The sequence below is a fragment of the Bacillus sp. SG20033 genome, assembly GCF_044570195.1.
In the GTDB taxonomy this organism is placed as follows: domain Bacteria; phylum Bacillota; class Bacilli; order Bacillales; family Bacillaceae; genus Bacillus; species Bacillus subtilis.
Map to the genome: position 1 here is coordinate 862528 of NZ_CP172606.1, position 26578 is coordinate 889105.

At 43.1% G+C, this 26578-nt stretch carries 27 protein-coding genes; 15 read left to right on the plus strand and 12 right to left on the minus strand.

Features of this window, described 5'->3' with window-relative positions:
• Positions 1-54 precede the first annotated feature (54 nt).
• The 11 genes from rlmD to ACFVP7_RS04445 all read left to right on the plus strand — a co-directional run bounded on the left by rlmD (position 55) and on the right by ACFVP7_RS04445 (position 12356).
• On the plus strand, positions 55-1455 hold the full coding sequence (rlmD, locus tag ACFVP7_RS04395) for a 23S rRNA (uracil(1939)-C(5))-methyltransferase RlmD (protein ID WP_396583020.1): 1401 nt from the start codon (positions 55-57) through the stop codon (positions 1453-1455).
• Between the two features lie 619 nt (positions 1456-2074).
• Entirely contained in the window at positions 2075-2359 is a 285-nt protein-coding gene (locus tag ACFVP7_RS04400) for a YfzA family protein (RefSeq protein ID WP_072175493.1), read from the plus strand.
• 615 nt (positions 2360-2974) lie between these two features.
• Positions 2975-3952 (plus strand): tRNA dihydrouridine synthase, encoded by a 978-nt coding sequence (locus tag ACFVP7_RS04405; RefSeq protein ID WP_396583021.1) that lies wholly within the window; start codon positions 2975-2977, stop codon positions 3950-3952.
• Between the two features lie 195 nt (positions 3953-4147).
• The gene (locus ACFVP7_RS04410; RefSeq protein ID WP_072175495.1) at positions 4148-4600 is read left to right on the plus strand and encodes a DUF6884 domain-containing protein; all 453 of its coding nucleotides are present in this window, start codon (positions 4148-4150) and stop codon (positions 4598-4600) included.
• 29 nt (positions 4601-4629) lie between these two features.
• Positions 4630-5319 carry a hypothetical protein gene (locus tag ACFVP7_RS04415; RefSeq protein ID WP_038829505.1) on the plus strand — a complete coding sequence of 230 codons (690 nt, stop codon included), beginning with the start codon at positions 4630-4632 and terminating at the stop codon, positions 5317-5319.
• Positions 5320-5549: 230 nt separating this feature from the next.
• Entirely contained in the window at positions 5550-6551 is a 1002-nt protein-coding gene (acoA, locus tag ACFVP7_RS04420; protein WP_015383114.1) for an acetoin:2,6-dichlorophenolindophenol oxidoreductase subunit alpha, read from the plus strand.
• A 3-nt stretch (positions 6552-6554) separates the two neighbouring features.
• Positions 6555-7583 (plus strand): acetoin:2,6-dichlorophenolindophenol oxidoreductase subunit beta, encoded by a 1029-nt coding sequence (acoB, locus tag ACFVP7_RS04425; RefSeq protein WP_014476166.1) that lies wholly within the window; start codon positions 6555-6557, stop codon positions 7581-7583.
• Between the two features lie 13 nt (positions 7584-7596).
• Positions 7597-8793: an acetoin dehydrogenase complex dihydrolipoyllysine-residue acetyltransferase gene (gene acoC / locus ACFVP7_RS04430; protein ID WP_396583022.1), complete on the plus strand. Its 1197-nt coding sequence runs from the start codon at positions 7597-7599 to the stop codon at positions 8791-8793.
• 20 nt (positions 8794-8813) lie between these two features.
• On the plus strand, positions 8814-10190 hold the full coding sequence (gene acoL, locus ACFVP7_RS04435) for an acetoin dehydrogenase complex dihydrolipoyl dehydrogenase (protein WP_029317474.1): 1377 nt from the start codon (positions 8814-8816) through the stop codon (positions 10188-10190).
• A 115-nt stretch (positions 10191-10305) separates the two neighbouring features.
• A complete protein-coding gene (gene acoR, locus ACFVP7_RS04440; RefSeq protein ID WP_396583023.1) occupies positions 10306-12123 on the plus strand; it encodes an acetoin dehydrogenase operon transcriptional activator AcoR in 1818 nt (605 codons plus the stop codon).
• A 53-nt stretch (positions 12124-12176) separates the two neighbouring features.
• The gene (locus ACFVP7_RS04445) at positions 12177-12356 is read left to right on the plus strand and encodes a small acid-soluble spore protein H (RefSeq protein WP_003244276.1); all 180 of its coding nucleotides are present in this window, start codon (positions 12177-12179) and stop codon (positions 12354-12356) included.
• Between the two features lie 35 nt (positions 12357-12391).
• On the opposite strand, the gene ACFVP7_RS04450 is transcribed toward ACFVP7_RS04445, so the two are convergent.
• The 12 genes from ACFVP7_RS04450 to ACFVP7_RS04505 form a co-directional block, all read right to left on the minus strand.
• A complete protein-coding gene (locus tag ACFVP7_RS04450) occupies positions 12392-12721 on the minus strand; it encodes a YnfA family protein (protein ID WP_010886445.1) in 330 nt (109 codons plus the stop codon).
• A gap of 49 nt (positions 12722-12770) precedes the next feature.
• Positions 12771-13313 (minus strand): YfjD family protein, encoded by a 543-nt coding sequence (locus ACFVP7_RS04455; protein ID WP_338732822.1) that lies wholly within the window; start codon positions 13311-13313, stop codon positions 12771-12773.
• 9 nt (positions 13314-13322) lie between these two features.
• Positions 13323-13880 carry a YfjD family protein gene (locus ACFVP7_RS04460; protein WP_003244496.1) on the minus strand — a complete coding sequence of 186 codons (558 nt, stop codon included), beginning with the start codon at positions 13878-13880 and terminating at the stop codon, positions 13323-13325.
• Positions 13881-13911: 31 nt separating this feature from the next.
• Positions 13912-14679 carry a hypothetical protein gene (locus tag ACFVP7_RS04465; RefSeq protein ID WP_041332824.1) on the minus strand — a complete coding sequence of 256 codons (768 nt, stop codon included), beginning with the start codon at positions 14677-14679 and terminating at the stop codon, positions 13912-13914.
• Positions 14680-14690: 11 nt separating this feature from the next.
• Positions 14691-15914: a hypothetical protein gene (locus tag ACFVP7_RS04470; RefSeq protein ID WP_014476173.1), complete on the minus strand. Its 1224-nt coding sequence runs from the start codon at positions 15912-15914 to the stop codon at positions 14691-14693.
• A gap of 5 nt (positions 15915-15919) precedes the next feature.
• On the minus strand, positions 15920-16234 hold the full coding sequence (locus tag ACFVP7_RS04475; protein ID WP_396583024.1) for a WXG100 family type VII secretion target: 315 nt from the start codon (positions 16232-16234) through the stop codon (positions 15920-15922).
• Positions 16235-16538: 304 nt separating this feature from the next.
• Complete coding sequence (locus tag ACFVP7_RS04480) at positions 16539-16754, minus strand: hypothetical protein (RefSeq protein ID WP_032726633.1); 216 nt, start codon at positions 16752-16754, stop codon at positions 16539-16541.
• Positions 16755-16988: 234 nt separating this feature from the next.
• Positions 16989-17243 carry a DUF4176 domain-containing protein gene (locus ACFVP7_RS04485; protein WP_014476176.1) on the minus strand — a complete coding sequence of 85 codons (255 nt, stop codon included), beginning with the start codon at positions 17241-17243 and terminating at the stop codon, positions 16989-16991.
• Positions 17244-17264: 21 nt separating this feature from the next.
• Positions 17265-17522: a hypothetical protein gene (locus ACFVP7_RS04490; RefSeq protein ID WP_032726631.1), complete on the minus strand. Its 258-nt coding sequence runs from the start codon at positions 17520-17522 to the stop codon at positions 17265-17267.
• A gap of 11 nt (positions 17523-17533) precedes the next feature.
• On the minus strand, positions 17534-19060 hold the full coding sequence (locus ACFVP7_RS04495; RefSeq protein WP_052476591.1) for a ribonuclease YeeF family protein: 1527 nt from the start codon (positions 19058-19060) through the stop codon (positions 17534-17536).
• Between the two features lie 23 nt (positions 19061-19083).
• A complete protein-coding gene (locus ACFVP7_RS04500; RefSeq protein WP_014476178.1) occupies positions 19084-19362 on the minus strand; it encodes a DUF5344 family protein in 279 nt (92 codons plus the stop codon).
• Positions 19363-19377: 15 nt separating this feature from the next.
• Positions 19378-19752, minus strand: coding sequence for a DUF5082 family protein (locus ACFVP7_RS04505; protein WP_050809178.1), 375 nt, complete (start codon positions 19750-19752; stop codon positions 19378-19380).
• A 354-nt stretch (positions 19753-20106) separates the two neighbouring features.
• On the opposite strand from ACFVP7_RS04505, the gene glvA reads away from it, so the two are divergent.
• From glvA to ACFVP7_RS04525, 4 genes are all read left to right on the plus strand, one after another.
• Positions 20107-21456, plus strand: coding sequence for a maltose-6'-phosphate glucosidase (gene glvA, locus ACFVP7_RS04510; protein WP_014476180.1), 1350 nt, complete (start codon positions 20107-20109; stop codon positions 21454-21456).
• Positions 21457-21520: 64 nt separating this feature from the next.
• The gene (gene glvR / locus ACFVP7_RS04515) at positions 21521-22285 is read left to right on the plus strand and encodes a MurR/RpiR family transcriptional regulator GlvR (RefSeq protein WP_029726859.1); all 765 of its coding nucleotides are present in this window, start codon (positions 21521-21523) and stop codon (positions 22283-22285) included.
• A gap of 14 nt (positions 22286-22299) precedes the next feature.
• The gene (gene malP, locus ACFVP7_RS04520; RefSeq protein WP_396583025.1) at positions 22300-23883 is read left to right on the plus strand and encodes a PTS maltose transporter subunit IIBC; all 1584 of its coding nucleotides are present in this window, start codon (positions 22300-22302) and stop codon (positions 23881-23883) included.
• Positions 23884-24006: 123 nt separating this feature from the next.
• A complete protein-coding gene (locus tag ACFVP7_RS04525) occupies positions 24007-26340 on the plus strand; it encodes a peptidase G2 autoproteolytic cleavage domain-containing protein (RefSeq protein ID WP_134992035.1) in 2334 nt (777 codons plus the stop codon).
• Positions 26341-26578: the final 238 nt, after the last annotated feature.

Here is a 26578-nt window from a genome sequence, read left to right on the forward strand (position 1 = left end):
CATTTCACTTTCTGCCATCCGCAGAAAGCTTCATATAGAAACGGAGAGAACAACGTGAACCAACAAAAGAAACAGGCGCCCGTCGAACTGAAGGTCGGACAAACCTTTCCGCTGACGATTAAGCGTCTCGGCATTAACGGAGAAGGTGTCGGCTATTTTAAGAAAAAAGTCGTCTTCGTACCCGGCGCGCTTCCTGGCGAAGAAGTTGTTGTGCAGGCCACAAAGGTCCAGCCGAAGTTTTCGGAGGGCCGCATTAAGAAAATCCGCAAGGCGTCTGAGCACCGGGTGGCACCGCCTTGCCCTGTTTATGAACAATGCGGCGGCTGTCAACTTCAGCACCTTGCATACAGCCAGCAGCTTCGGGAAAAACGCGATATCGTCATTCAGTCTCTTGAACGCCATACGAAGTTTAAAGTTGAAAACATGGAAATCAAAGAAACGATTGGCATGGACAACCCGTGGAATTACCGCAATAAAAGCCAATTCCAGATCGGGCGCTCGCAAAGCGGCAGCATCATCGCCGGCTTATACGGCCTTGATTCTCATGACATCGTTCCGATTAAAGACTGTATCGTTCAGCATCCGGCAACGAACAAAACAACAGGCATCGTCCGCCGCATTTTAGAGGACTTCAATGTGTCTGTTTATAATGAAAGAAAACGAAAAGGCGACGTTCGCACGATCGTGACGAGAGTCGGCTTTGAAACAGGCGAAGTGCAGGTCGTGCTTGTAACCGCAAAAGAAACGCTTCCGCACAAGGAAGAAATCGTCAAAGCGATTCAAAAGCGACTGCCAGAGGTCACATCCATTATTCAGAATGTAAATGGTGCGAAAACTTCAGTGATTTTTGGCGAGAAAACAAAACCGCTCGCCGGAAAAACAGTGATTCAAGAAGTGCTCGGCGACGTATCTTTTGAATTGAGCGCCCGCGCTTTCTTCCAGCTCAATCCGGAACAGACCGTCAAGCTGTATGATGAAGTGAAAAAAGCGGCGCAGCTGACCGGAAAAGAAAAAGTCGTTGATGCGTATTGCGGCGTCGGCACTATCGGCATGTGGGTGGCGGACGGAGCGAAGGAAGTCCGCGGCATGGACGTCATCAAGGAATCGATTGACGATGCTAAGAAAAACGCCAAAAAACACGGCATGGCAAATGCCACATACGTAACAGGAACAGCCGAGCACTGGCTCCCGAAATGGACGAAAGAAGGCTTCCGCCCGGACGTCGTCATCGTAGACCCGCCAAGAACGGGCTGTGACAGCACGTTCCTGGACACGATCAAAAAAGTCAAACCGAAACGCTTCGTCTACGTTTCCTGCAATCCATCCACGCTTGCGAAGGACTTGCAGACGCTGTCGAAGGACTATCGCGTGGACTATATTCAGCCTGTCGATATGTTTCCGCAGACGGCGCATGTTGAAGCAGTGGCGAGACTTGTATTGAAATCGTCTAACTAAAAAGAACATTTCCCAGTCATAAAATAGTTTTCCTAATAAGACCTGGATTTCGGTAAAATAAACAATTCCGATTTCCGGGTCTTTTTCGTGCGCAGCTCTTGTCCTAACTGTCTTTTCTCAATTTATCTTCCTTCTCATTCTCGGAGATCTTTATTTTAACTGGCGAAAAGAGCTGAAAAAACGTGTTGAAAAGCGGGTGAAAAACAGCGTTATTTAACCGGAAAAATTTCCTTCCAGTATGATTAAAATACATGAGTAGAATGATGTAAAATCATAGATATATTTTTCATAATTTGTAAAATTATATATTGACTTGCAGTTATTACGTGTGAAATATTGATTATAGGAATATAAGGAAAGGTATGGCGTATATCATTTCAAGAGTCATTCGATGTAAAAAGTTGAAACATTGTAATAAACGAAAGAGGTGAAAATGATGGCCAACCCCATTTTAAAATGAATAACGTATGAGCACTACAACAATTAAATAATAGTGCCGACGATAACAACTATTACAGTAATACCTACAATGGTTATATCCTTGCGACAATCATGCTTCATAATAATTTAGATTGACACTTGGCTAAAAAGTATTGCAGAGAAGGAAATGGATAACTAAATGGATAAAGTATATAAAAAACGACCGTTATATAAAAGAAGTTGGTTTCAAACATTTTTGGCATTTTTAGTATCTCAGCTTTATTTTAATTTTGTAGAATTAACGGGATGGGGTCCTAAGTATAGAGAAATGAATGGATTCCCAGCAAACATAGTTGAACTAGATTTCTTTCAAACATATCTTTCATTCTATGAAAATCCATGGTTTAATATTATTACTGTTCTCTTGGGGATTTTCACTATTATACAAATAATTACAGGGATAACAAAGGATAGTCGAAATTAAAGCAATAACTTCTGATGCCTTATTTAATGATGAAAGAAAATGAACACTTTCTTTAATTATATTATGAGTGAAGACTGCGACACTTAGTCAGCAGTCTATTTTATTGGTTCTGGAGCAGGATTACCGTTCTCATCCTCTTTACCACATGTGATTCACAAGTAGTAGCAAGCCGTAAGTTAAAGCTTTTTCATTCTCTTGAGTACTCAGTTATACCACCCCCAACTCAATTTGCTTAATCAAAGTTTATCTCTTGAAATTAGTTTTTCCGCAAATATGATATTGAGATACGGATATGGTGTAGCGTTAAATATCTTATTTTCAATAACAGGACAATTATTTTGCGTTGGTAATATGGAGAACTCATATGATATTCTATTTAGGTTGGAATCCTTTTTATCCAAAAGTTCAAAAGTAAGGCCACTAAGAAAGACGAAGGTCAGCGCCAGTTAACCACAATATAAAAAATAGGGTAGATAATCATCCCACGTGAAATGTTCAAAATTTACTATAGATTGATAAGAAATGCTTTCGCATGCGAAAAGAAGCATGGTCAGTTTTTTAATATTGAGATACAGGTATAGCCGTATCCCCTAATGAAAGGATTTGATTTTTGTTATGACAGAAAATTTCTGGCGTGAATTACCACGGCCATTTTTTGTACTGGCACCAATGGAAGATGTGACAGATGTTGTTTTCCGGCATGTAGTAAGTGAAGCAGGCAGACCGGATGTATTTTTTACAGAGTTCACAAACTCAGAGAGCTATTGCCACCCGGATGGGAAGGATAGCGTGCGCGGCCGTTTGACTTTTACAGAGGATGAACAGCCAATTGTGGCCCATATATGGGGAGATAAGCCTGAAAACTTTCGTAAAATGAGTATTGGCATGGCAGAGTTAGGATTTAAAGGACTAGATATCAATATGGGCTGTCCTGTGCCTAATGTTGCGGGGAATGGAAAGGGAAGCGGCCTTATTTGCCGTCCTGCAGTTGCGGCAGAATTAATACAAGCTGCAAAAGCAGGGGGATTGCCTGTAAGCGTGAAGACAAGACTTGGATACACGGATGTGGATGAATGGCGCGAGTGGCTGACACACATTTTGAAACAGGATATTGCGAATCTTTCTATTCATCTGCGTACAAGGGCAGAAATGAGCAAAGTAGATGCGCATTGGGAGCTCATCCCGGAGATTAAGAAACTTCGTGATGAGGTGGCACCAGATACACTGTTGACAATCAATGGAGATATCCCTGACCGCCAAACCGGCTTGAAACTTGCTGAACAATACGGTGTTGATGGAATTATGATAGGGCGCGGTATTTTTACAAATCCATTTGCCTTTGAAAAGGAGCCAAAAGAGCATAGCAGCAAGGAATTGCTTGATCTCTTAAGGCTGCATCTGGATCTCCATGACAAATATTCAGCATTAGAAGCGCGTCCGTACAAGCCTCTTCCTCGCTTTTTCAAGATTTACCTCCGCGGGTTCCGAGGGGCAAGTGAATTAAGAAACCAATGCATGAACACAAAGTCAACAGATGAAGTGCGTGCATTGCTCGACGACTTTGAGAGAAAGTATCTTGATGGGGTAAAATAACAGCAGTGCTTGATTCAAAAAAGGCTAACAAAATAAAGGGATTTTTACACCATTCTTGACTAAAATAAACCTGGATTTTCGGTAAATCCGGGTCTTTTTTGTACGCAGCTTTTACTCAGCCTGTCTTTTCTCTAATTTATTGTAAGAAAATAATGGTATATTTAGTGGAGATATCTTATAAAGGGGGAGAGGAAAATGAAACGACTATGCATCATCCCCTGCGGCAAGAAAAAAATCTGGGACGCCCAGCCTGATGCCGGGCCGGTAAGAGCAGAGGACGCTTATCTCAGCCCGTTTCATCAGGCGTGCGAACGGTATGCGAAAGCATTTTTCGATGAGTGGGTGATTTTGTCTGCGAAGCACGGGTTCCTCCGCCCTGATGATCTCGTTTCGGGAAATTACGATGTCACTTTTGGCACCGGTCATCCGGAAATCATGACAGCGGACGAGCTGAGCCGCCAATTTCACGAAAAAGGCTTTTCTGATATCGAAGAGCTAGTCATGCTTGGCGGAAAAAAATATCGAAGCGTTCTAAACGCCGTCATCGGAGAACACCAGCATATCAGCTGGCCGCTATCATCTTACAAAGGCATAGGCTATATGCTCCAAGCGCTGAACCGGGCTGTTGAAGAAAAGCATGAACTGTAGCACGTACATATGAGGAAAAGAGTGGGAACATGAAAAAACTTGTGTTTGGCTTGCTTGCCATTGCGTTATTCGGATGCGGACTATATATCTATCATGTATGGTTCGGTGATCCATTTTCGAAAAATGCTGCAGAACAGAAGCTAGTCTCTTATGTGAAACAAACCTATCCTAAGAAAGAAATCAAGATCACGAATGGGGTATATAACGCTAAAACCTCTGAATATGTATTCGAAGCAACCTCCCAATCTCATCGCTACCCAATGTGTACGAAGGGATTTCTGCATCCTAAAGTAACGTGCGATGGAATTGAAGAAGCGTATACCGAATCAGTATCAAAACATGTAAATGAAGAAGCAACGAAGGCAATCGAAGCAGATCTGAAAAAAGCGGTTCCTCGACTTATAAAAGCTGATGCTGCTTTGAGTATTGAAAACGGACAGTTCACGTTAGATACAAAATGGAACAAACAGCTGGCTGAAAAAGCGCCTATGAGCATGACGATTCAGTTAGACGCCAGCGGGTTATCAAAAACAGATGCCGCAAAGATGGCGGAAACGGTCAGAAAAACGCTTAATGAAAAGGGATATACATACTCAAACGGCACGATAGACTGTATGCAGAAGGACGGGGACGGCGGTATTGGATATGTCAAATATTCAATTGATTTTCTTTCAAAAGCAGCTATTCAGTCAAACGATGCAGAGGAACTAGGAAGTTAAAAAGATTTCCAAGGAAATAAATACGTCGATCATTGTCAAAGGCCGGGTGATATCCGGTCTTTTTTTGCATGCTGTAAAACGAGACAAATGAATCAGTTTGAGACAAAACGAGACACCCGTCTCAAACTGTCTCCAAAGTGAAGACGAGAAGACTGATTTTACGGGCTCAAAAGACTGGCACACTTCTTGCATTTATAATGGTGAACCCTAAATAGAAGGAGGCGCACAAAATGGAATTGTTAAAACGAGAAGGCTTGTCATTAACTGAGGAAAAAGCGCTGTGGATGTACCAAAAGATGCTGGAGATCAGGGGCTTTGAAGACAAAGTGCATGAACTGTTCGCCCAGGGAGTGCTTCCCGGATTCGTTCATTTATATGCCGGTGAGGAAGCCGTGGCTGTAGGGGTGTGCGCTCATTTACATGATGGCGACAGCATTACAAGCACCCACAGGGGACATGGACATTGTATCGCCAAAGGCTGTGACCTGGACGGCATGATGGCGGAAATTTTCGGGAAAGCGACCGGATTGTGCAAAGGCAAGGGCGGTTCTATGCACATTGCGGATCTTGATAAAGGCATGTTAGGCGCAAATGGAATCGTCGGGGGCGGCTTTACGCTCGCATGCGGATCAGCGCTCACGGCTAAATATAAACAGACTAAAAATGTAAGCGTTTGCTTTTTCGGGGACGGGGCAAATAACCAAGGCACCTTCCACGAAGGGCTGAATTTAGCGGCTGTATGGAACCTTCCTGTCGTGTTTGTCGCTGAAAACAACGGCTATGGCGAAGCCACCCCATTTGAGTACGCATCAGCCTGTGATTCAATCGCCGATCGGGCGGCTGCTTATAACATGCCGGGGGTTACAGTTGACGGGAAAGATATTTTAGCAGTTTACCAGGCAGCCGAGGAAGCGATAGAAAGAGCAAGAAACGGCGGCGGCCCGTCTTTGATTGAATGTATGACCTACAGAAACTACGGCCATTTCGAAGGGGATGCCCAGACCTATAAAACCAAGGATGAAAGAGTTGAACACCTTGAAGAAAAAGATGCCATTCAAGGTTTTAAAAACTACCTTTTAAAAGAAACAGATGCTAATAAGCTGTCAGACATTGAACAGCGTGTCAGCGAATCGATTGAAAAAGCTGTCTCGTTCAGCGAAGACAGTCCATATCCAAAAGATTCGGAGCTGCTGACAGATGTGTACGTGTCATATGAAAAAGGAGGAATGTAAGAGATGGCGAGAGTCATAAGCATGTCAGACGCGATCAATGAGGCAATGAAGCTTGCGATGAGAAGAGACGAAAATGTGCTTTTGATCGGTGAGGATGTCGCCGGGGGAGCGGCGGTCGATCATTTGCAGGATGATGAAGCATGGGGCGGTGTATTAGGGGTCACAAAGGGACTCGTACAGGAATTCGGGCGCACAAGAGTGCTGGACACACCGATTTCTGAGGCGGGCTATATGGGTGCGGCTATGGCTGCGGCATCAACCGGTTTGAGACCGATTGCCGAGCTGATGTTTAACGATTTTATCGGCACGTGCTTTGATCAGGTGATCAACCAAGGGGCAAAATTCCGTTATATGTTCGGCGGAAAAGCGCAAGTGCCGATTACCGTCCGCACCACATACGGAGCAGGGTTCCGAGCCGCTGCCCAGCATTCACAAGCGCTGTATGGCCTTTTCACGAGCATCCCTGGACTGAAGACAGTTGTTCCATCCAATCCGTATGATGCCAAAGGTCTTCTGCTTGCAGCAATAGAAGATAATGATCCGGTGTTCTTCTTTGAAGACAAAACGTCCTACAACATGAAGGGCGAGGTGCCGGAAGATTATTATACAATTCCCCTCGGAAAAGCGGATATCAAACGCGAGGGCAATGATGTTACGCTCTTTGCAGTCGGCAAGCAGGTCAATACTGCGCTTGAAGCGGCTGCACAGCTTTCAGAGAGGGGCATCGAAGCTGAGGTGCTTGATCCCCGCAGTCTGTCTCCTCTGGATGAGGATGCGATTTTCACATCGTTAGAAAAAACAAACCGGCTGATCATCATTGATGAAGCCAATCCGCGATGCAGCATTGCCACGGATATTGCTGCGCTTGTTGCTGACAAGGGCTTTGATTTGCTTGATGCGCCGATTAAACGGATTACAGCGCCGCATACACCGGTTCCGTTTTCACCAGTGCTTGAAGATCAATATTTGCCGACACCAGATAAAATTGTCAGCGTCACGCTTGAATTGCTTGGCGAGCCGGCAATGAACTAAAGGGGGGACACAAATGGCGGTAAAAGTAGTGATGCCAAAATTGGGAATGGCCATGAAACAAGGGGAAGTATCGATATGGAATAAAAAAGTAGGCGACCCGGTTGAAAAGGGAGAAAGCATTGCCAGCATTCAATCGGAGAAAATTGAAATGGAGATCGAAGCGCCTGAAAAAGGAACGCTGATCGATATCAAAGTGAAAGAGGGAGAAGAGGTTCCGCCCGGCACAGCTATCTGCTATATCGGGGACGCCAATGAGTCGGTGCAGGAAGAGGCGGGTGCGCCTATTGCTGAAGACAATGTGCCGCAAGCCGTCGAGCCGGTCAAACAAGAAAACAAACCCGCAGCCTCCAAAAAAGATCGAATGAAAATATCTCCAGTCGCCAGGAAAATAGCAGAAAAAGCAGGATTAGACCTAAAACAACTGAAAGGAACTGGACCAGGCGGACGAATCGTGAAGGATGACGTAACAAAGGCTCTTGCTGAACAGAAAAAAGATCAGGCAAAGCCTGGTTCGGAACAGAAAGCGCAGGAAATCCCGGTGACAGGCATGAGAAAGGTTATCGCTGCCCGAATGCAGGAAAGCCTGGCAAACAGCGCGCAGCTGACGATCACGATGAAGGCTGATATCACTAAGCTTGCCACTCTTCAAAAACAGCTTTCATCAACTGCGGAAGAGAGATACGGCACAAAACTGACGATCACTCATTTTGTCTCAAGAGCCGCCGTTCTCGCCCTGCAAGCTCACCCTGTGCTGAACAGCTTTTATCAAAATGAGCGCATCATCACACATCCCCATGTACACCTTGGTATGGCTGTAGCCTTGGAAAATGGCTTAGTGGTGCCTGTCATCCGCCATGCTGAAAAGCTATCGCTAATTGAACTGGCTCAATCCATCTCAGAAAATGCCAAAAAAGCACGCGAGGGACGTGCGGGAAGCGAAGAACTGCAAGGCTCTACCTTCTCCATTACAAACCTTGGCGCGTTTGGAGTTGAGCATTTCACACCGATACTCAATCCGCCGGAAACAGGCATTCTCGGCATCGGAGCAAGCTATGACACACCGGTGTATCAAGGGGAGGCGATCGTCAGAAGCACGATCCTGCCGCTCAGCCTGACATTTGATCACAGAGCGTGTGACGGCGCCCCTGCCGCTGCATACCTGAAGGCGATTAAAACATATTTGGAAGAACCCGCAGCATTAATTTTATAGGAAAAGCAGGTGAAAACGACATGACATTAGCCATTATCGGCGGCGGACCTGCAGGCTATGCGGCTGCGGTTTCCGCGGCACAGCAGGGCAGAAACGTGCTGCTCATTGACAAAGGCAAGCTTGGGGGGACCTGCCTGAATGAAGGCTGCATCCCGACAAAGTCTTTGTTAGAAAGCGCAAACGTTCTTGATAAAATCAAGCATGCCGACAGCTTTGGAATCGAACTTCCGGCAGGTGCGATATCAGTCGATTGGAGTAAAATGCAAAGCCGAAAACAACAGGTTGTCAGTCAGCTTGTCCAAGGCGTTCAGTACCTAATGAAGAAAAATCAAATACAGGTTGTAAAGGGAACAGCCTCCTTTCTTTCTGAAAGAAAGCTCTTAATCGAAGGAGAAAACGGAAAAGAAATCAGAGAGGCGGACCAAGTATTGATTGCCTCCGGATCAGAGCCAATCGAGCTGCCTTTCGCCCCGTTTGACGGCGAATGGATCATCGACAGCAAAGACGCGCTTTCTCTTTCCGAGATTCCGTCTTCACTAGTCATTGTCGGCGGCGGTGTCATCGGGTGTGAGTATGCAGGGCTGTTCGCCAGATTGGGATCGAAGGTGACCATCATTGAAACAGCGGACCAGCTGATCCCGGCTGAAGATGAAGATATTGCCCGACTCTTTCAGGAGAAACTTGAGGAAGACGGTGTCGAAGTGCATACCTCATCCAGATTAGAGCGGGTGGATCAAACGGCTAAAACGGCAATATGGAAAAGCGGTCAGCGAGAGTTTAAAACGAAGGCCGATTATGTGCTGGTGGCGATCGGCAGAAAACCCCGTCTTGACGGATTGCAGCTGGAACAGGCCGGAGTTGATTTTTCTCCAAAGGGCATTCCGGTGAATGGGCACATGCAGACGAACGTGCCTCATATTTACGCGTGCGGAGATGCTATAGGGGGCATTCAGCTGGCGCATGCCGCTTTCCATGAGGGCATCATCGCTGCTTCTCATGCTTCCGGAAGGGATGTCAAAATCAATGAGAAACATGTGCCGCGCTGCATCTATACGTCCCCGGAAATCGCGTGTATCGGAATGACAGAACGACAGGCAAGAAGCATATACGGGGATGTGAAGATCGGCGAATTTTCTTTTTCCGCAAACGGCAAGGCGCTCATTAAACAGCAAGCGGAAGGAAAGGTCAAAATCATGGCTGAACCGGAATTCGGCGAAATCGTGGGTGTCTCGATGATTGGCCCGGATGTAACCGAGCTCATCGGCCAAGCGGCAGCGATCATGAATGGTGAGATGACGGCAGATATGGCGGAGCATTTTATCGCCGCCCATCCGACTTTATCGGAAACATTGCATGAGGCGCTGTTAAGCACGATCGGCCTTGCGGTACATGCATAATAAAGGAAAAAGCAGGCGCATGGATATAAGGCGCCTGCTTTTTTATTGTTGAAAGCGCTTTATTTTTCCCCTACAATAGATGAAAACGGCGTGTAAGGGAGGAGCGATCAAGGAAATGAATTCGGTCCCAAACGATTTGCAAACCTGGAAACGTTTTGTGAAAGACGGTGTGCTTGACGAAGCCCGATTAAGAAAACGGATTGCCGAGTCATGGCATCGCTGCAAAAAAGCTGAGGTCAATCCTTATTTAGAAAAAGGCCCGAAGGTTTTACAGCAAACGGAGCTGGATCAGCAGTCAAAAAAACATTCATTCTTCTTGACGACCGCAAAGCCTTACCTCGAAAAACTGCTGCCTGCCATAAAAGAAATGGAAATGATGGCGCTGTTAATTGATTCAGACGGTGTTGTTCTGGCATTGGACGGCCATCCCCGCGCGCTCTATGAAGCCAAACGCATCAACTTTGTCGAAGGGGCATGCTGGACGGAAACGGCTGTCGGAACAAATGCGATTGGCACGGCGCTCCACATCAGCGAGCCGGTTGCGATACAAGGATCAGAGCACTACTCCATTGCTTCCCATCTTTGGAACTGTTCAGCCGCTCCGATTCACCATGAGGATGGCAGCCTTGCGGGTGTGATTGACATATCGTGTCCGGCGGCAGGCGCTCATCCTCATATGCTCGGTATTGCCACTGCGATCGCCTATGCAGCTGAACGGGAACTCGCAGCTAAAAGCCGTGAGAAAGAGCTCGAGCTGATCAGCCGTTTTGGAGAGAGGGCTGCATCCAGTGTGCCGATGGTGCTATGCAATATCAAGCAGCACATCATCAGTGCGAGCATACCGATTCGAACCTCAATGCCGGATTGGCAGGGCCGGCACCTGTATGAGTTGAAGGAACGGGGCTACTCAATCGAAAAAGCTGTCACCATAGGAGATGGCGGCACTTGTTTTTATCTTTCGGAACAAAAGAAAAAGAAGGTGTTTCGATTCAATGGAGTGATCGGGCAAAGCGGTCGATCGCAAGCGATGCTGATGAACCTTGAACGTGCAGCTGCGGCAGATGCAACGGTCTGTTTGTCGGGCGAAACTGGTACGGGAAAGGAAGTCGCGGCTCGCGCTCTTCATGAGAACAGTGAGAGACGTCACGGTCCGTTTGTTGCTGTCAATTGCGGAGCGATTCCGTCTGATTTGATTGAAAGCGAACTGTTCGGATATGCAGAGGGCGCTTTTACGGGAGCGAAACGAAATGGCTATAAAGGCGCCTTTCAAAAAGCGAATCAAGGCACATTATTTTTAGATGAAATCGGAGAAATTTCCCACTCGATGCAGGTTGCACTTTTACGGGTGCTTCAGGAACGCAAGATAACGCCAATCGGCGGGACGAAAGAAATTCCGGTTGATATCAGAGTTATTGCCGCCACACATTGTGATTTACGCGAGCTTGCCGCAAACGGAAAAATCAGAGAGGACTTATTTTACCGTCTTCATGTCTATCCAATTGAACTCCCTCCATTACGCGATCGCACCGAGGATATCCCGGACCTCTTTGAGTACTACAAACAGAAGAATCATTGGCCAGGCGAACTTCCTTCTGATTTTTGTCATGTGCTGAAGCAATGGAAGTGGCCGGGGAATATCCGTGAGCTGTTTAATGTGTTTGAACGTCTTTCTATCAGATTTCCGGACGGCCGGCTGAGGGATGAACCGCTTTCCGCTTTACTGGAAGCCGCTGGGCTGCCGGCCAGCTCTGCAGAAAAAAAGCCGGCTGCTGCCGGCGTGCTTACCTTTCGTGAGAAAATCCAAAAGGATATGATGATCAAAGCGCTTGAATCTGCAAAAGGAAACGTCTCTCAAGCCGCAAAAATCAGCGGGATCCCCCGAAGCACTTTCTACAAACGCCTGAAAAAATTCAACTTGTCCGCTGAATCATAAAGCATACTTCCTTCAGGAAATGGAAACGTTATGTATTGAAGGAGGGTGTTACGATGAATATTCAAAGGGCGAAAGAAATTGTAGAATCTCCCGACATGAAGAAAGTAACATATAACGGCGTTCCTATTTACATTCAGCACGTAAATGAAGAAACTGGAACAGCAAGAATTTATCCGCTTGACGAACCGCAAGAGGAGCATGAAGTGCAGCTGAACAGCTTAAAAGAGGATTAAACAAAAATGGCCCGCTTCATAAGCAGGCCATTTTGTTATCCGCGCGGCGCAAATAAAATAACACAGACACCGATGAGACAAATGAATGCGCCGATCCAGTCATACAGATCAGGTGTTTTCCGGTCAACAAGCCATCCCCACAGGACCGCAAGCACGATGAATACTCCGCCATAAGCGGCGTATACACGGCCGAAGGATGGGAAGGACTGAAACGTCGGAAGAATGCCGTATACAATGAGGATCAGCGCCCCGGCGATTCCGTAGCCGGCTGGCTTTGCCTCTCTCAGCCATAGCCAAACCAGATATCCGCCGCCAATTTCAGCAAGCCCTGCCGCGAGAAATAAAAGAATGGTAATCAGCATCATGAGCACTCCTCAATTTGCATTTATCTTTCATTATAGAGGAGGAGAGCTTTTAAAGCTTCGGATGATTCTCAAATTCCTTCAAATACGCTTTTCGCTGAACCTCTGTAAATTGGCTGATCCAATTGTTTTGAGCCTCTTCATTCAAATGGGGAAGGATATAGCGTTCAACCGCTTCGAAAAACAGCGGATTCGCGATGATGTTCCAGGTCGGGATTCGAACGATTTTGCCGTCTGTTTTCTCGATGATAATATCCTCAAAAAAGATCCCTTTCAAACTGTATTGATGGCGTCCCATATAAAGCCGCTTCACCTCGGAAAACAGCACGCTGCGCTTTCTCGAGAAGATTTCGCCACTAGGTCCGGTCTTTATGCTGAAAATGACATTTCCACGGCTTGTGAACGCAGGAAAAGCCATAAAGAATGTGCTCAATCCATAAATCATCGCCAGTAATCCGCCGCCCAAATAAAGCAGGGCATATTTAGATTCAAACGTGAGAGCTTCAGACACCAGCCAGACGCCCACAATAAAGGCGCCCCCTGTAGCGAGGAACAGCCAAGCCCTTAGAAACATCATGCTTTTTACTTCAATCATGTGCTGCCCCTAAAGCTTCGGATGATTCTCAAATTCTTTCAAATACGCACTGCGTTGGATGTCTGTAAACTGTCCGATCCAATTGCTTTTCGCCTCTTCATTCAGATGGGGAAGGATATAGCGTTCAACCGCTTCGAAAAACAACGGATTCGGAATGATGTTCCAAGTGGGAATGCGAATGGTCTTCTGATCAACGGTTTGGATCAATATATCTTCCTGGAAAATTCCTTTTAGACTAAATTTATGGCGGCTCATCTCAATTTTCTTGATATCAGTAAACGTAACAGACACTTTGTCAGTGAACACTTCTCCATTTTTTCCTGTCTTGATGCGGAAAATGGTATTTCCCCGCGGGGTGAAAGCCGGAAAGAAGATGATGAATAAATATAAACAAAACAAGGTGAACAGAAAGCCAGCAGGAATGGCTAATAGGTAATATTTCGTTTGAAACGTAATACCCATATAAAAGAGCCACAAACATGCTAATCCCATACCGGCAGATCCGACAAAAGCCCATATTCTCAGGAACATTTTGCTTTTGACTTCAATGATTTCTTGGTTTTTCAATGCTTTTCTCCTTTTGTTAATTCAATTCTTATCATTTTGAAATGATTTGATTTACAACATCCTTATGAGCAGGGAGGATAGAAAATTCATTCTGGGTGATGCCTGTGACAAGCCAAGTATGGTGGGCCCCCGGCAGGACAAATGCCATGTCAGCCACTTCAGGAGTGTTATCTTTGCCATATGCCAGACGCATAAGTGTATCCATTTTCCCTTTCCGCAAAGCCAGATCATTTGCAAATCGGGTAACGTCCTCTTGGTGGTCATGTTTTTCAAGGAACTCTTTTAGATATGAAGGGTTGTCTGAAGCGCCCTCCAAGAGTTTTTCAAATTCATTTGATGCCAATGTCACAATCGATTCTCTTTTATCCTCTGTATCTATTATATGTAAAAACTCATCTGTCTTAGCAAGTAACCCTTCACTTGATTCCATTTTTGTAATGCGATGGACTTGTTCATCAAAAAGGAGTTCGTGAGAGTAGGTGCCGAATTTTGATACATGGCAGGACACATTCTGTTCGGCGCCTTGCCCGTTAAATTTAGAAAGCTTCACTGTATAGTCAGCGTCGTTTAATACATGGATAAACGGACAGTACTCGTCCTTTAACCGATATTGATGGTTCCGATATTCCGCTGCATCCTTAGCTAAGAGTGAGCGGCAAGCTGCTTCGAACAAAGCGCCGAGCTGTTCATCTTCTATTTCCGGAAAATAGGCCTGCTTCAAGGCCATCCCCTGTTCAAAAAACCCTTCGCTGTAAAAGCAAAACAAGAGTTCTTCTATGCTAATTGTAAACTGCTTCATTGTTTATTCTCCTATCCAAATGAAAATTTCCCTTTAAGGAAATGGGTTGCGCCGTGTATGAGCGAATCCGCTGTTTTCTTTGCTTTTTCCATTCCTTTTTTCGCGCTGTCTATCCCTTTATGTATCGATTTATTCGCTGCATCTATGCCGTCATTCACTGATTTGACGACTTTGCCGGCTGATTCCAGCCCTTTTTTGGCTGTATCAACGACAGCATGGATCGGTTCTTTCAGCTTTAAGGCTGCTTTTTCGGCAAAACCGGCTGTATATTTGGCGATTTGTTCTCCGACGACTCCGCCAATGTATGAACCTGCTGCCCCAAGAAGGACAGTACCCACAGGTCCTGCAAAGCTTCCAATTGCACCGCCGATGACAGCACCAGCTGTGGCACCGCCGGCAACAAAAATCGTATTATTCACAGCATTCCCGACGGCCTTGGCGTTTTCACGCTTGAGAACTTCGGGTTTGTCTTGGTATTTTGCATAATTTTCAGCAATTTTCACGCCTGCTCCGAATGTTTCGGTCGCACCGGTAATCAGTGTGGCGGTAATGGCATTTCCTTTCGCGAATCTCAAGCCCGTTTTTCCCACATCCTTCAAAGTGGAGCGTACGCCGGCTTCATTAAGAAATCCTTTTGTGTAGCTTCTGACGCTGTTTGAAAAATCCACCGTGTCCTGAGGGAAGTATTTTGTAAACTTTTTATGTACCAAATCTGAAAATGGACGGTTTGTCTTTTTCAACAAATATTTAGGATTCAAAAGCACTCTTGCCGCTTTTTGATAACGTGAGCTGTCAACGGCCCTGGAAATATCCAAGAGCAGTTTTGAGTGCTGGGCTGTATGCAAGCCGCTTGGCTGTTTCACAAATTTCGTAAGCCCTAATCCGTAATATTTTCCCTGCGTCAGCATAAGGGCGGTTAAGCTTGTCAACGTACCGTATTTGTCGTAGGCATTGTAGAGCTTTCGCAAAATATCATCTTGTTCCACAAATTTATCGCCCGTTTTTCTGATGAAAATCTCATTGTCACTTAGCTTGGTGACGAGCGCCTTTCCTGAGCTCCACGCATCGCCCACTCCGGAAAAACAGCTGCTGTAGCGGGGATCGCATTGCAAAATCATCTGCCCCAGCTCCACATGCAGGTCCTTATATTTGTTTTCCATATCAGTTAATTCAGTGACTACATCATTTGCAAGCTGTTCGAGCTTATCCGGATCAACTGCAATGTTTCCTGACACACCGTTCACCTCCCGAGTTTATGTCTTTCCTCTCTTGCTTTACGCTCCAGTTCTTCCATTCTGGCAATTTCAGCTTTTCGTTCTTCTATTTTGACGGCGGCAGCCTTCAGCTCTTGGCTTGTTTCAAGCAACTCCTGTTCGAATTGATCGTAGGCGGCTTTCGTTTCCTCGAAATCCTGGTCAAACGAATCTCTTGATTTGCCCTGCCAAGCATCTCCCAATGCAGATAACCGGGATTCAAGCAGCTTTTTGGAGCTTCTGACCTCTTCTGCGGCCGCACTGTACTTGTTTGCCAGCTCAATGACTTTATATGAGTCCAACTTTTGTCCCCTGCCTTTTCTAAATTCACGCACAATTGGATGTTTTATATAAATGATTATAAATAATTCGGCATGTATCCGAATCGTACAAAAGAACCTTTTCATAAGAATTGGAAGGGCGTATATTCACTTAAAATTCACAGTTGGTGAGACTTTAAGATTACAAAAAAGGTAAAAAAAAGAATCTGCAAGAGGGAGTCAACTTAATATTAGGAGTTTCTACGTTTGGAAGACGAATGTTTTCGAGGTAACCGTATATAAAAAAGAGCCTAAAATAGGCTCTAAACAAATTGCGTATTGCTTACTAATCATTAAAAATAGATTTTATAATCTTATTTATTGCTAAATAAACAAAGAATATAAACAAGCCACTCATCACATACATAATTACCAGTAAAATCAATTTTTGTTTTAATGTCATGTCGGGGACTGCTGAGATCCCGAGTGTCATGCCAATCATAGGAAGCAAATAGAGAATTAAAAAGATTTTTTTCTTATATGTATTCCAAGTGTTTTTCATTGTCTATCTCCTTGTTCTTTTAAAAGCATCTTATTGGTAACTTTATAACCTGTATAGATTGTTACAGTAGTGATCAAATACAATAAAAAAAGTAAAACGATCCTTATACCGATTTGGATGCCAGGAAGCATAAAAGTAATTAATGTCATACAAATCATGAAAAACAGATAATATAGTAAAATGAATGGTTTTTTATACTTTTTCCAAAATCTTACTATTAAATAGTCCATTTTATTAGCCTTTAAATGTTTCTTGAAAAGCTTTTTCTTCTTGTGTTTGATATCCCTCAAAAAGAACTTCTTCTATCATATCGTGATTGAAGAACAAATTATAATTTTCATTGATATTACCTTCTGGATAAGGAACTGAAACATAATCGTACTTTTTTTGTGAAGAAGTTTGAAGCTGATTTCTCCCATAAATCATTACAGTTTTTCGTACATTTAAAATTTTCACCACACTACCGATAGGCAGCAATGTATTAGACATTAATTTCTCACTCTTTCTATATTAATTTTTTTTCTTAAGCAGGTGTGGATGTTTTTTTAACCAGAATTTTTTTCTGAAAATATGTAAGCATAAAGGTATAAGAAAAGTGAATACTGAAATAATAAAAGTAATTAAATATATTACTTCCTGAGGGGTTTCACTATCAATTAACCAATATAGCATGAATAAACTAAAGATACCGAAAGGAACTGGAAAAATAGAACCTATTAATAGTGCTTCATTAATTTTTTTTGGTAAAAACCCATTTTTTTCACTCATTTATATACCTCCTAGTCATCTTTTTCTGCTCCAAATTTTATCCCTAAACCAATACCTTCTGCAGCATAAAGTTCATTTTCAAGACCTGTCTTCACTTCTACCCCGACGCTGCCAATAGATGCAGTTACCCCAAAATAGGGATCATATTCAATTCCAAACCACTCTTCAAGTGGTTCATAGCCGAACCAATTAAATGGATGTATGGTAAGCTCTGCATCAGCAATACTTGCTGATGCTCCTATACCAACCGAGTAATTTTCAATGCCAGCTTTTGTTTCACCATGACCAATTTTAACCTTAAATAAGGCTGGAGATTTTTTATGGTCAAAGTTTGCATTAATTATATTAGCTTCTGCTGCACCGCCAATCATCTCACCAGATAAAAAAGAGTCCGTAAAACTTTGTAAATATGGTAATGACACTTCTATATTACCTTCAGCCATTCTAAAGAATAATTCTTTAGATTCTAACTTTTCTTCCTTATATGCACTATTTGTATCTATGAGACTTGCGCCAGCTTTAAAATTTACTTTTTGATTGCTTATATCTATATTGGCATATCCATTACCGAAACCTTTATAAATAGCTCCGTTAATTTCTTTATTCTTAGCATACTTTAAATTGTTAATGGCATCAAAAGTGTTATATATTTTTTGAGTAATGCCTTCATCATCACTTTTATTTTTATTAATACCATGATCTGCTTCGCTCTTTGAACCGATGTTCTTAGTTCCTATCGAAGGATCATCTGAATTTGAAATACCGAAAAATTCGATAATTTCTTGCTCATCTTTAGCATTAATTTTATCTAACATTTTACACATCGGGGAGTCTTTATCTAGTTGTGCATTGTTAAAAGCGGTATAACTATTATTACTTTTCAGTGAATCGTTGCTAAATTCGGGTTTTAGTACTGAGCCACTTATATAATTATTAATTTCAATTCGAGGACCACCGTATTTTGCATCAAGTTGTTTTAAATAATCTTCCATTGTGGTGATATCTTGATCGATTGAATCTAGAGAACTAGTGTTTTCACGATCAAAGGTATATAGATGTTCCAATGTTTCGTCTATATTACTTTCAGCCTTTTTTATTTTTTCGACAAAATTTTCGTCATTCAAATCTTTGAGACTTACAATGTGTTTAACTTTTTCAATCTCCTCATTTGCTTTATCTGTTAGAGATGTTATTGATCTCTTAGTAGCTGTTAACCCATTATTCAAATCATTCTCTAAAAAACTTTGCGAAATAAAACCTGTGTTTGTTGGTTCAAATGAATATAATGCACTCTTTATTTTATTTAATACTTCTTTATAATCACTGATTACACAAGAATAAAAAAGAAGAAAGGGAGTGTGGCATTCACTAAAAAATGTTCGAATCGCAGTTCCGCCCTCTCCTTTAAGGGAATCATCTAATGATGCAATTCCTTGTGTACTTTTAATTACATCTGTTAATTTCTCAGCTTGTTTATCTAATTGTTTTATGGTCTTGTCTATAGAGATGAGAAATGAATGTACATCAAGAGTTTTCAAACAACGTTCCTTCCTTCTTTACATTATTTATTAGTTATTGATTTGGAAAGCACTTCATCTGTTTCTTGCATAGACCTAACTAATTGTTCTGTTTGTGAGATTTGTTTGTTTAAGGAAGAAGCATATTTCTCAGCCAGTTTATTTAATTTGTTATTCAGCGCATTCAGTTTCTTTGTGACATCAAGGTTATTGTGGTCTGTTAAATTAGTAGGAATAGATACTTTAATAACTTCAGTTGCATTTTTTAATTTTGTAATTGCTTTTTCAACTTCAGGTAAATCAAATTTTATTTCATTGCCCATACAAACTCTTCCTTATCAGTGTGAATTTTTATTTTTTTGTTTTTCTATTTCTTTTTCAATAGAAGTGATCTGATTTTTCAACCCATCTATATCATCAATTAATGTATTAATTTTGTCTTCAATTTTAGTTATAACCTCATCTAATTGTTTACCTTTTAAATCTTGATATTCTGAGTTTATCTCGTCTCGAATAAGTTCGAATTTATTTGCTAAACTTCCCTGCCATGTATCCGAGGACAGAGATGGCTCAGTTATTTTATTTTTTGACTCCAAAAATTCTTGCTGGATATTTGTCAAGTTAGTTTTGCAAGCTTTGAGATCTTCTAAATTCTCCTTTTTTAAACTTAGTTGTGTTTTTACAAAGGATAATCCCAACATTTCACCAAACAACTGTAAACACCTCATTGTCACATAATATGTAATTCTTTTGAACCGTTATTAAAAACAAAAGGGAGACTTTCCTAATGTTACATGATGGTATGTAATGGATAAATAGGAAATATAGATTATATAATGATTTCTTTGTTATGTTGGTTTTAAATTAATGGAGGTGTTAAGCATGAATAGGCCTATTAGATCAGTTGTTTTTACCTATTGTAAGGATTCCCTGCAAATGAGAAATTTCCCGCTCTATGGGAAAAAACACTAAAGTTGATCAAATGACCTAAGTGCGCCAAACGTGTTACGGGACGGGCTATCTCATGGTATAAATGGAATTGTAAACGTTATCAAGGAGGTCGTCATATGAAGAAAAAATCATTCTCAATCGTAATAGCGGGCGGAGGGAGCACTTTCACTCCAGGGATTGTACTCATGCTCTTGGACCATTTGGAGGAGTTTCCGATCAGAAAGCTGAAGCTGTATGATAATGATAAGGAGAGACAGGATCGAATTGCAGGCGCCTGTGACGTTTTTATCAGAGAAAAAGCGCCGGATATTGAATTTGCAGCGACGACTGACCCGGAAGAAGCTTTTACAGATGTCGATTTTGTTATGGCCCACATCAGAGTAGGGAAATACGCGATGCGTGCGCTTGATGAGCAAATTCCGTTAAAGTACGGAGTTGTCGGCCAGGAGACGTGCGGGCCGGGCGGGATCGCATACGGTATGCGTTCGATCGGCGGTGTGCTTGAAATATTAGATTACATGGAAAAATACTCGCCTGATGCGTGGATGCTCAATTATTCCAATCCGGCGGCAATTGTGGCTGAAGCTACGAGACGCCTTAGACCGAATTCTAAAATTCTCAATATCTGTGATATGCCGGTTGGGATCGAAGACCGGATGGCGCAAATTCTTGGCTTATCCTCAAGAAAAGAAATGAAGGTCCGCTATTACGGATTAAATCATTTCGGCTGGTGGACATCAATTCAGGATCAAGAGGGCAACGATTTAATGCCGAAGCTGAAGGAGCATGTATCTCAATACGGCTATATTCCGAAAACAGAGGCTGAAGCGGTGGAGGCGAGCTGGAATGACACATTCGCCAAAGCGCGTGACGTGCAGGCCGCAGATCCTGATACACTGCCGAATACGTATTTGCAATATTATTTGTTCCCGGATGATATGGTGAAAAAATCAAATCCGAATCATACGCGGGCAAATGAAGTGATGGAAGGGCGCGAAGCTTTTATTTTCAGCCAATGTGACATGATTACACGTGAGCAGTCCACAGAAAACAGCGAAATCAAAATCGATGACCACGCATCATATATCGTTGATCTTGCCCGGGCGATTGCCTACAACACAGGTGAAAGAATGCTGTTGATCGTTGAAAATAACGGCGCAATTGCGAACTTTGACCCGACTGCGATGGTCGAGGTGCCATGCATCGTCGGCTCAAATGGGCCTGAACCGATTACCGTCGGCACCATTCCGCAATTCCAAAAAGGGCTTATGGAGCAGCAGGTATCCGTTGAGAAGCTGACTGTTGAAGCGTGGGCGGAGAAATCGTTCCAAAAGCTGTGGCAGGCGCTAATTTTGTCAAAAACAGTGCCGAACGCGCGTGTGGCAAGACTCATTCTTGAGGATTTAATGGAAGCCAACAAAGACTTCTGGCCTGAGCTTGATCAAAGCCCGACCCGTATATCATAACTGAAATTCCCCCATTTTCGAATCTGTAATTGTATATAATAGAAAGAAAATGGGGGGATCTGATATGCAGCTCGAAGAACTGATCAATCAGCACTACAGCAAATTGAATGACAACGATTTTCATATTTTAAAATATATATTGAATCATAAGCACACATGCTATCACCTTGGAATCGACGCGCTGGCCAAAGCTTGCAGTGTATCGCGTTCCTCAATTTTACGGCTTGCCCAAAAGCTCGGTTTCAGTGGCTACAGTGAATTTCGCGTCTTTTTAAAGTGGGAAGATCAGCCGGAAGAAGGCGAGAGTATGAGTTTTGAAAAGCTGCTTGATGATATTGAAGCAAATTTGAAGTTCTTAAGGACAAAGGACATGACGGACATGTGCCAGCTGATTGATGAAGCTGACCGCATTTTCGTGTACGGTTCTGGAAATGCGCAAAAGATATGCGCCCGCGACCTGCAAAGAATGTTTATTCCGCGCCATCGCTATCTTATTTTAATTGAAGACACAAATGAATTTAATTTGATGCGCGATGATTTTAAAGTAAACGATCTGTTTATCATCATTTCTCTTTCCGGAGAAACACCGGAGCTGATTCCTCAGGCAAGAATGCTTTCTGCAAAGGGTATTCCCTTTATTTCCATTACGAATTTAAAAAACAATGTCCTCGCCCAGCTGACTCCGCATAATCTTTATGCGACAAGCAAACCTGTGACATTAAGCGATAAAACGGAAATTGTCGCTTTTGCACCGTTTTTTCTCGTTGGCGAAGCATTGTTCCGCGCATATGTTGATTACAAAGAGGCAGAAAAAAATGACAATGAGTAGCAGGGGGTTCTGGTATGATGCAAAAAATTCAGCGCTTTGGAAGCGCGATGTTTGTGCCTGTTTTATTATTCGCGTTCGCCGGCATTATCGTCGGTATCAGCACGCTCTTTAAAAATAAAACTCTCATGGGACCGCTCGCCGATCCTGACGGTTTTTGGTATCAGTGCTGGTATATCATTGAGCAGGGCGGCTGGACTGTCTTTAACCAAATGCCGCTCTTATTCGCCATTGGCATCCCGGTTGCTTTGGCGAAGAAAGCTCAGGCACGCGCTTGTTTGGAAGCGCTTACTATTTACCTGACATTCAACTATTTTGTCAGCGCGATATTGACGGTATGGGGAGGAGCATTTGGCGTCGACATGAATCAAGAGGTCGGCGGAACGAGCGGGTTAACGATGATTGCGGGCATAAAAACGCTCGATACCAACATTATCGGAGCCATCTTTATTTCTTCGATTGTCGTCTTTTTGCATAATCGCTATTTTGATAAAAAACTGCCCGATTTTCTCGGCATCTTTCAAGGCTCAACATATATCGTGATGATTTCCTTCTTTATTATGATCCCAATTGCCTTGGCTGTGTCTTATATTTGGCCGATGGTTCAATCGGGAATCGGCTCGCTTCAAAGCTTCCTGGTTGCTTCTGGGGCGGTGGGCGTTTGGATATACACGTTTTTGGAACGGATTTTAATTCCGACCGGCCTTCATCATTTTATTTACACGCCGTTTATTTATGGCCCGGCTGTAGCGGAAGGCGGGATCGTCACGTATTGGGCACAGCATCTCGGCGAATATTCGCAAAGCGCCAAACCGCTTAAGGAGCTCTTTCCGCAAGGCGGATTCGCGCTTCACGGCAACTCGAAAATCTTCGGTATTCCGGGTATCGCCCTGGCTTTTTATGTGACAGCCAAAAAGGAAAAGAAAAAACTCGTCGCAGGGCTGCTGATTCCTGTCACACTGACAGCGATTGTCGCCGGTATTACAGAGCCAATTGAGTTTACGTTCTTATTCATTTCACCTTTCTTATTTGCGGTTCACGCCGTGCTTGCCGCCACAATGTCGACAGTTATGTATATGGCCGGCGTCGTCGGAAATATGGGAGGCGGACTGATTGAGGCGGTGACCTTGAACTGGATTCCGCTCTTTGGCAGCCACGGTATGACATATGTGTATCAAATTTTGATCGGGCTCTCGTTTACGGCAATTTATTTTTTCGTCTTCAGATTTTTAATCCTCAAATTCAATATCGCTACACCAGGACGGGAAAAGGATGAACAGCAGGAAACAAAGCTATATTCGAAAAAGGAATACAGAGAACGAAAAAACAAGGATGAAACGGCCTCCACTGCTGAAACGGCTGATGACACCGCTTTTCTGTATATTGAAGCGCTGGGCGGAAAAGACAACATCACTGAAGTCACAAACTGCGCCACCCGTCTCAGAGTCAGTGTCAAGGATGAAACAAAGGTTGAACCCGACAGCGTATTCCGCGCGCTTGGCGCACACGGCGTCGTCAGGAACGGGAAGGCGTTTCAGGTGATTATCGGATTAAGCGTACCGCAGATGCGGGAGCGTGTGGAAAAATTACTAAATGAATAGGTGAAATTATTTGATCAGTGCGCTGTTTAAAGACAGCGCTTTTTTGTTTGTCATACGTTTGCCACTTATAAGTGCAAGGGATGTTCTGTTTCTTAAAAACTGAAACCAATAGGGGGAGTGAAAATGGAAAATTATACAACGTTTTTAGGTCTTTACAAACCTGAAAGCACTGAAGGTATTGAAATTGATTCCAAGCTTGCCGAGAATTTCGAAACGATTGATAGTAAAATTGGGATTGCATTAAGTAATGGAATAACAACTTTTGAAAACTTAAATGAAAGACTCAAAATGTATGAGAACAGATTTGAGTACCTTGATGAACGAAACGTAATGGATTATGGAGCTAAAGGAGACGGAGTCACAGATGATACGCAAGCATTTCATGATGCGATGGCCGAAGGTGGCTATCTCATAAAAGTCCCTGCAGGCGTATTTAGGGTATCTGGCTTGCTCGTTCCTTCGAATACAATGTTGGTTGGAGCGGGTAAAAAAAGGACCATCATCAAGTTATTAGACGATACGCCAGTTGGTCACTCTGTACTCACCAATAGTGATCATACAAATGGTAATGAAAATATCTACATTGGACATTTGACACTGGACTGGAATAAAGATACGCGTCCTGCTGGATGGAAGATCCCTAAGGGGCCCACTTCAAGCTGCTTGCTTTTTGCAAATGTGGATTACTCTTTTGTAGAGCATGTTTTTGCAAAAAATGCCGGCCTTCACGGGTTTGATGCTACAAGCCCTAATTATAACAGACACGGAGAAAATGATGATCCTACCTTTTATCAGCCTGGTGGCTGCAACTTTGTAACCTTCTCATATTGCGAAGCAACAGGCTCTGGCGATGATAATTTCACATGTCACTTTGGAAAGCATACGACTTTCAGTCATTGTCTTTCTTACCATCCGATGGGGTTAAATGATGGGTCTTCAAATACAAACTGTTTTGAAATCGATGATGGCTCTCAGGATGTAATGGTTGATAGCTGCATCGCAATTGGAGGAGTTCGAGGATTTGAAATTAAAGCTCATGATTATGCTCCGGCTGCAAAAAGAGTTCAACTTGTGAACTGCCGTGCCTATGAAAATGCAATTAGTTTTTGCATTCGGCATATAGGACACCACACAGCAAGTGATCCTCAATCAGCATCAGCTCATGACGTTCAGCTGGCTAACTGTATCGCATATAACCCTAAGCCGAGTGATCTGTACAAAGGGGCAGGGCCGAATGCATTGCAAATTTCAGGTTACGATGGCGTCAATGTGGTTAATTTTCATGCTATATGCGATGATTCCTCCATTAACTATAAGGGAAATTCAGTCGTAAGCGTGTATTATAAAGGGCGTCTAATCAATTTAAAGAATATAACGATTCGAGGATTTAAAACTGCTGATAATGATCTTTATATTGTAGGTGGCGACAATTCTATCGGCAAGGTAATGATTGATGGTGTGACATTGATCGATTCAGCCGAAAAGGGTGTTGTTTTTGGGAGCGGTATGTACGAGTCTGTAGTTAGTAATGTATGGGGGCAAAGATCGCCTAAAAATAACAGTGGTACAGTTGGGATTTTTTCTGTTGACCCTGATCTTAATGTTTCTAATTGTGACTTTTCAGGCTACGAAACAGATTTTAAGATTGGCGGCGTTGTGACGCCGTACTTTTTGTTTAAACATAAAGGAAGCGGGATTATTGGCTCTCGTGATTCCCACGCTACTGGAAATAATAATTTTGTAGCTGGATCTGTTCGAAGCAGAGCAACTGGGGCTGCTCAATCTTCTGTGATAGCCTCATATAATACGATCAATCCGAACTCAGACTCAGTTGCTCTAGGATGGGCAAGTGGGAGCACACCATCCTCATCAAACAGAAAGATAGAATTTCATGCAAAAGATGGAACGATTAAGGCTTCAGGAAGCATAAAAAGTTCCCAAACGTTCTCGGATTACGCTGAATATTTTGAGAGTCTAAGCGGTGAAAAAATTCCGGCAGGAACCCTAGTTACTTTGGAGGGTGATAAAATTAGACCTGCAAAAAAAGGTGACTTTATGCTTGGAGTTATTTCTGAAACAGCTGGTGTGATACTTGGTGAGTCAAGTTTCCATTGGTCTGGAAGATACCTGAAGAATGATTTTGGCGGGTATATTTATGAAAAACAGAAAGGTGCCAATGGCCAAATCGTCATGGCGCCTATGGAAAACCCTGATTATAAGCCAGATAAGAACTATGCCTCTAGGGAAGAGAGGGATGAATGGAATGTTGTGGGCCTTGTAGGACAGGTTTATGTAAGATGCGACAGCACAGTAGAAGCCGGAGACTTTATTCAAGCGCATAATAACGGAATTGCTACAAAAACGGTATCTCCTAAACAAAGGTGGCAGGTCATGAGAGTCATCAAAGAGTTCGACAAAAGTAAGGGATATGGAGTGGTTTTAGTTTTTATTCGGTAACATTAAAATGTACAGATTCTAAATAGAGTGCTTAACAATGCACTCTATTTAGAGTTTTAATTAGATTTTAGAAATTTTTCACCGCATTTTTATCAGATTATATTCCTCGCAAAAAGGTCTTCGTTTTAAAATTTACATTTTTCATTATTCCTACGGTTCCAGCAATCTTCCTAATTTATCTAAGTCTATCCAGCACCTCAACTTTAGTAGAGTAAAATCTTTGATGTTTTTTAATGAA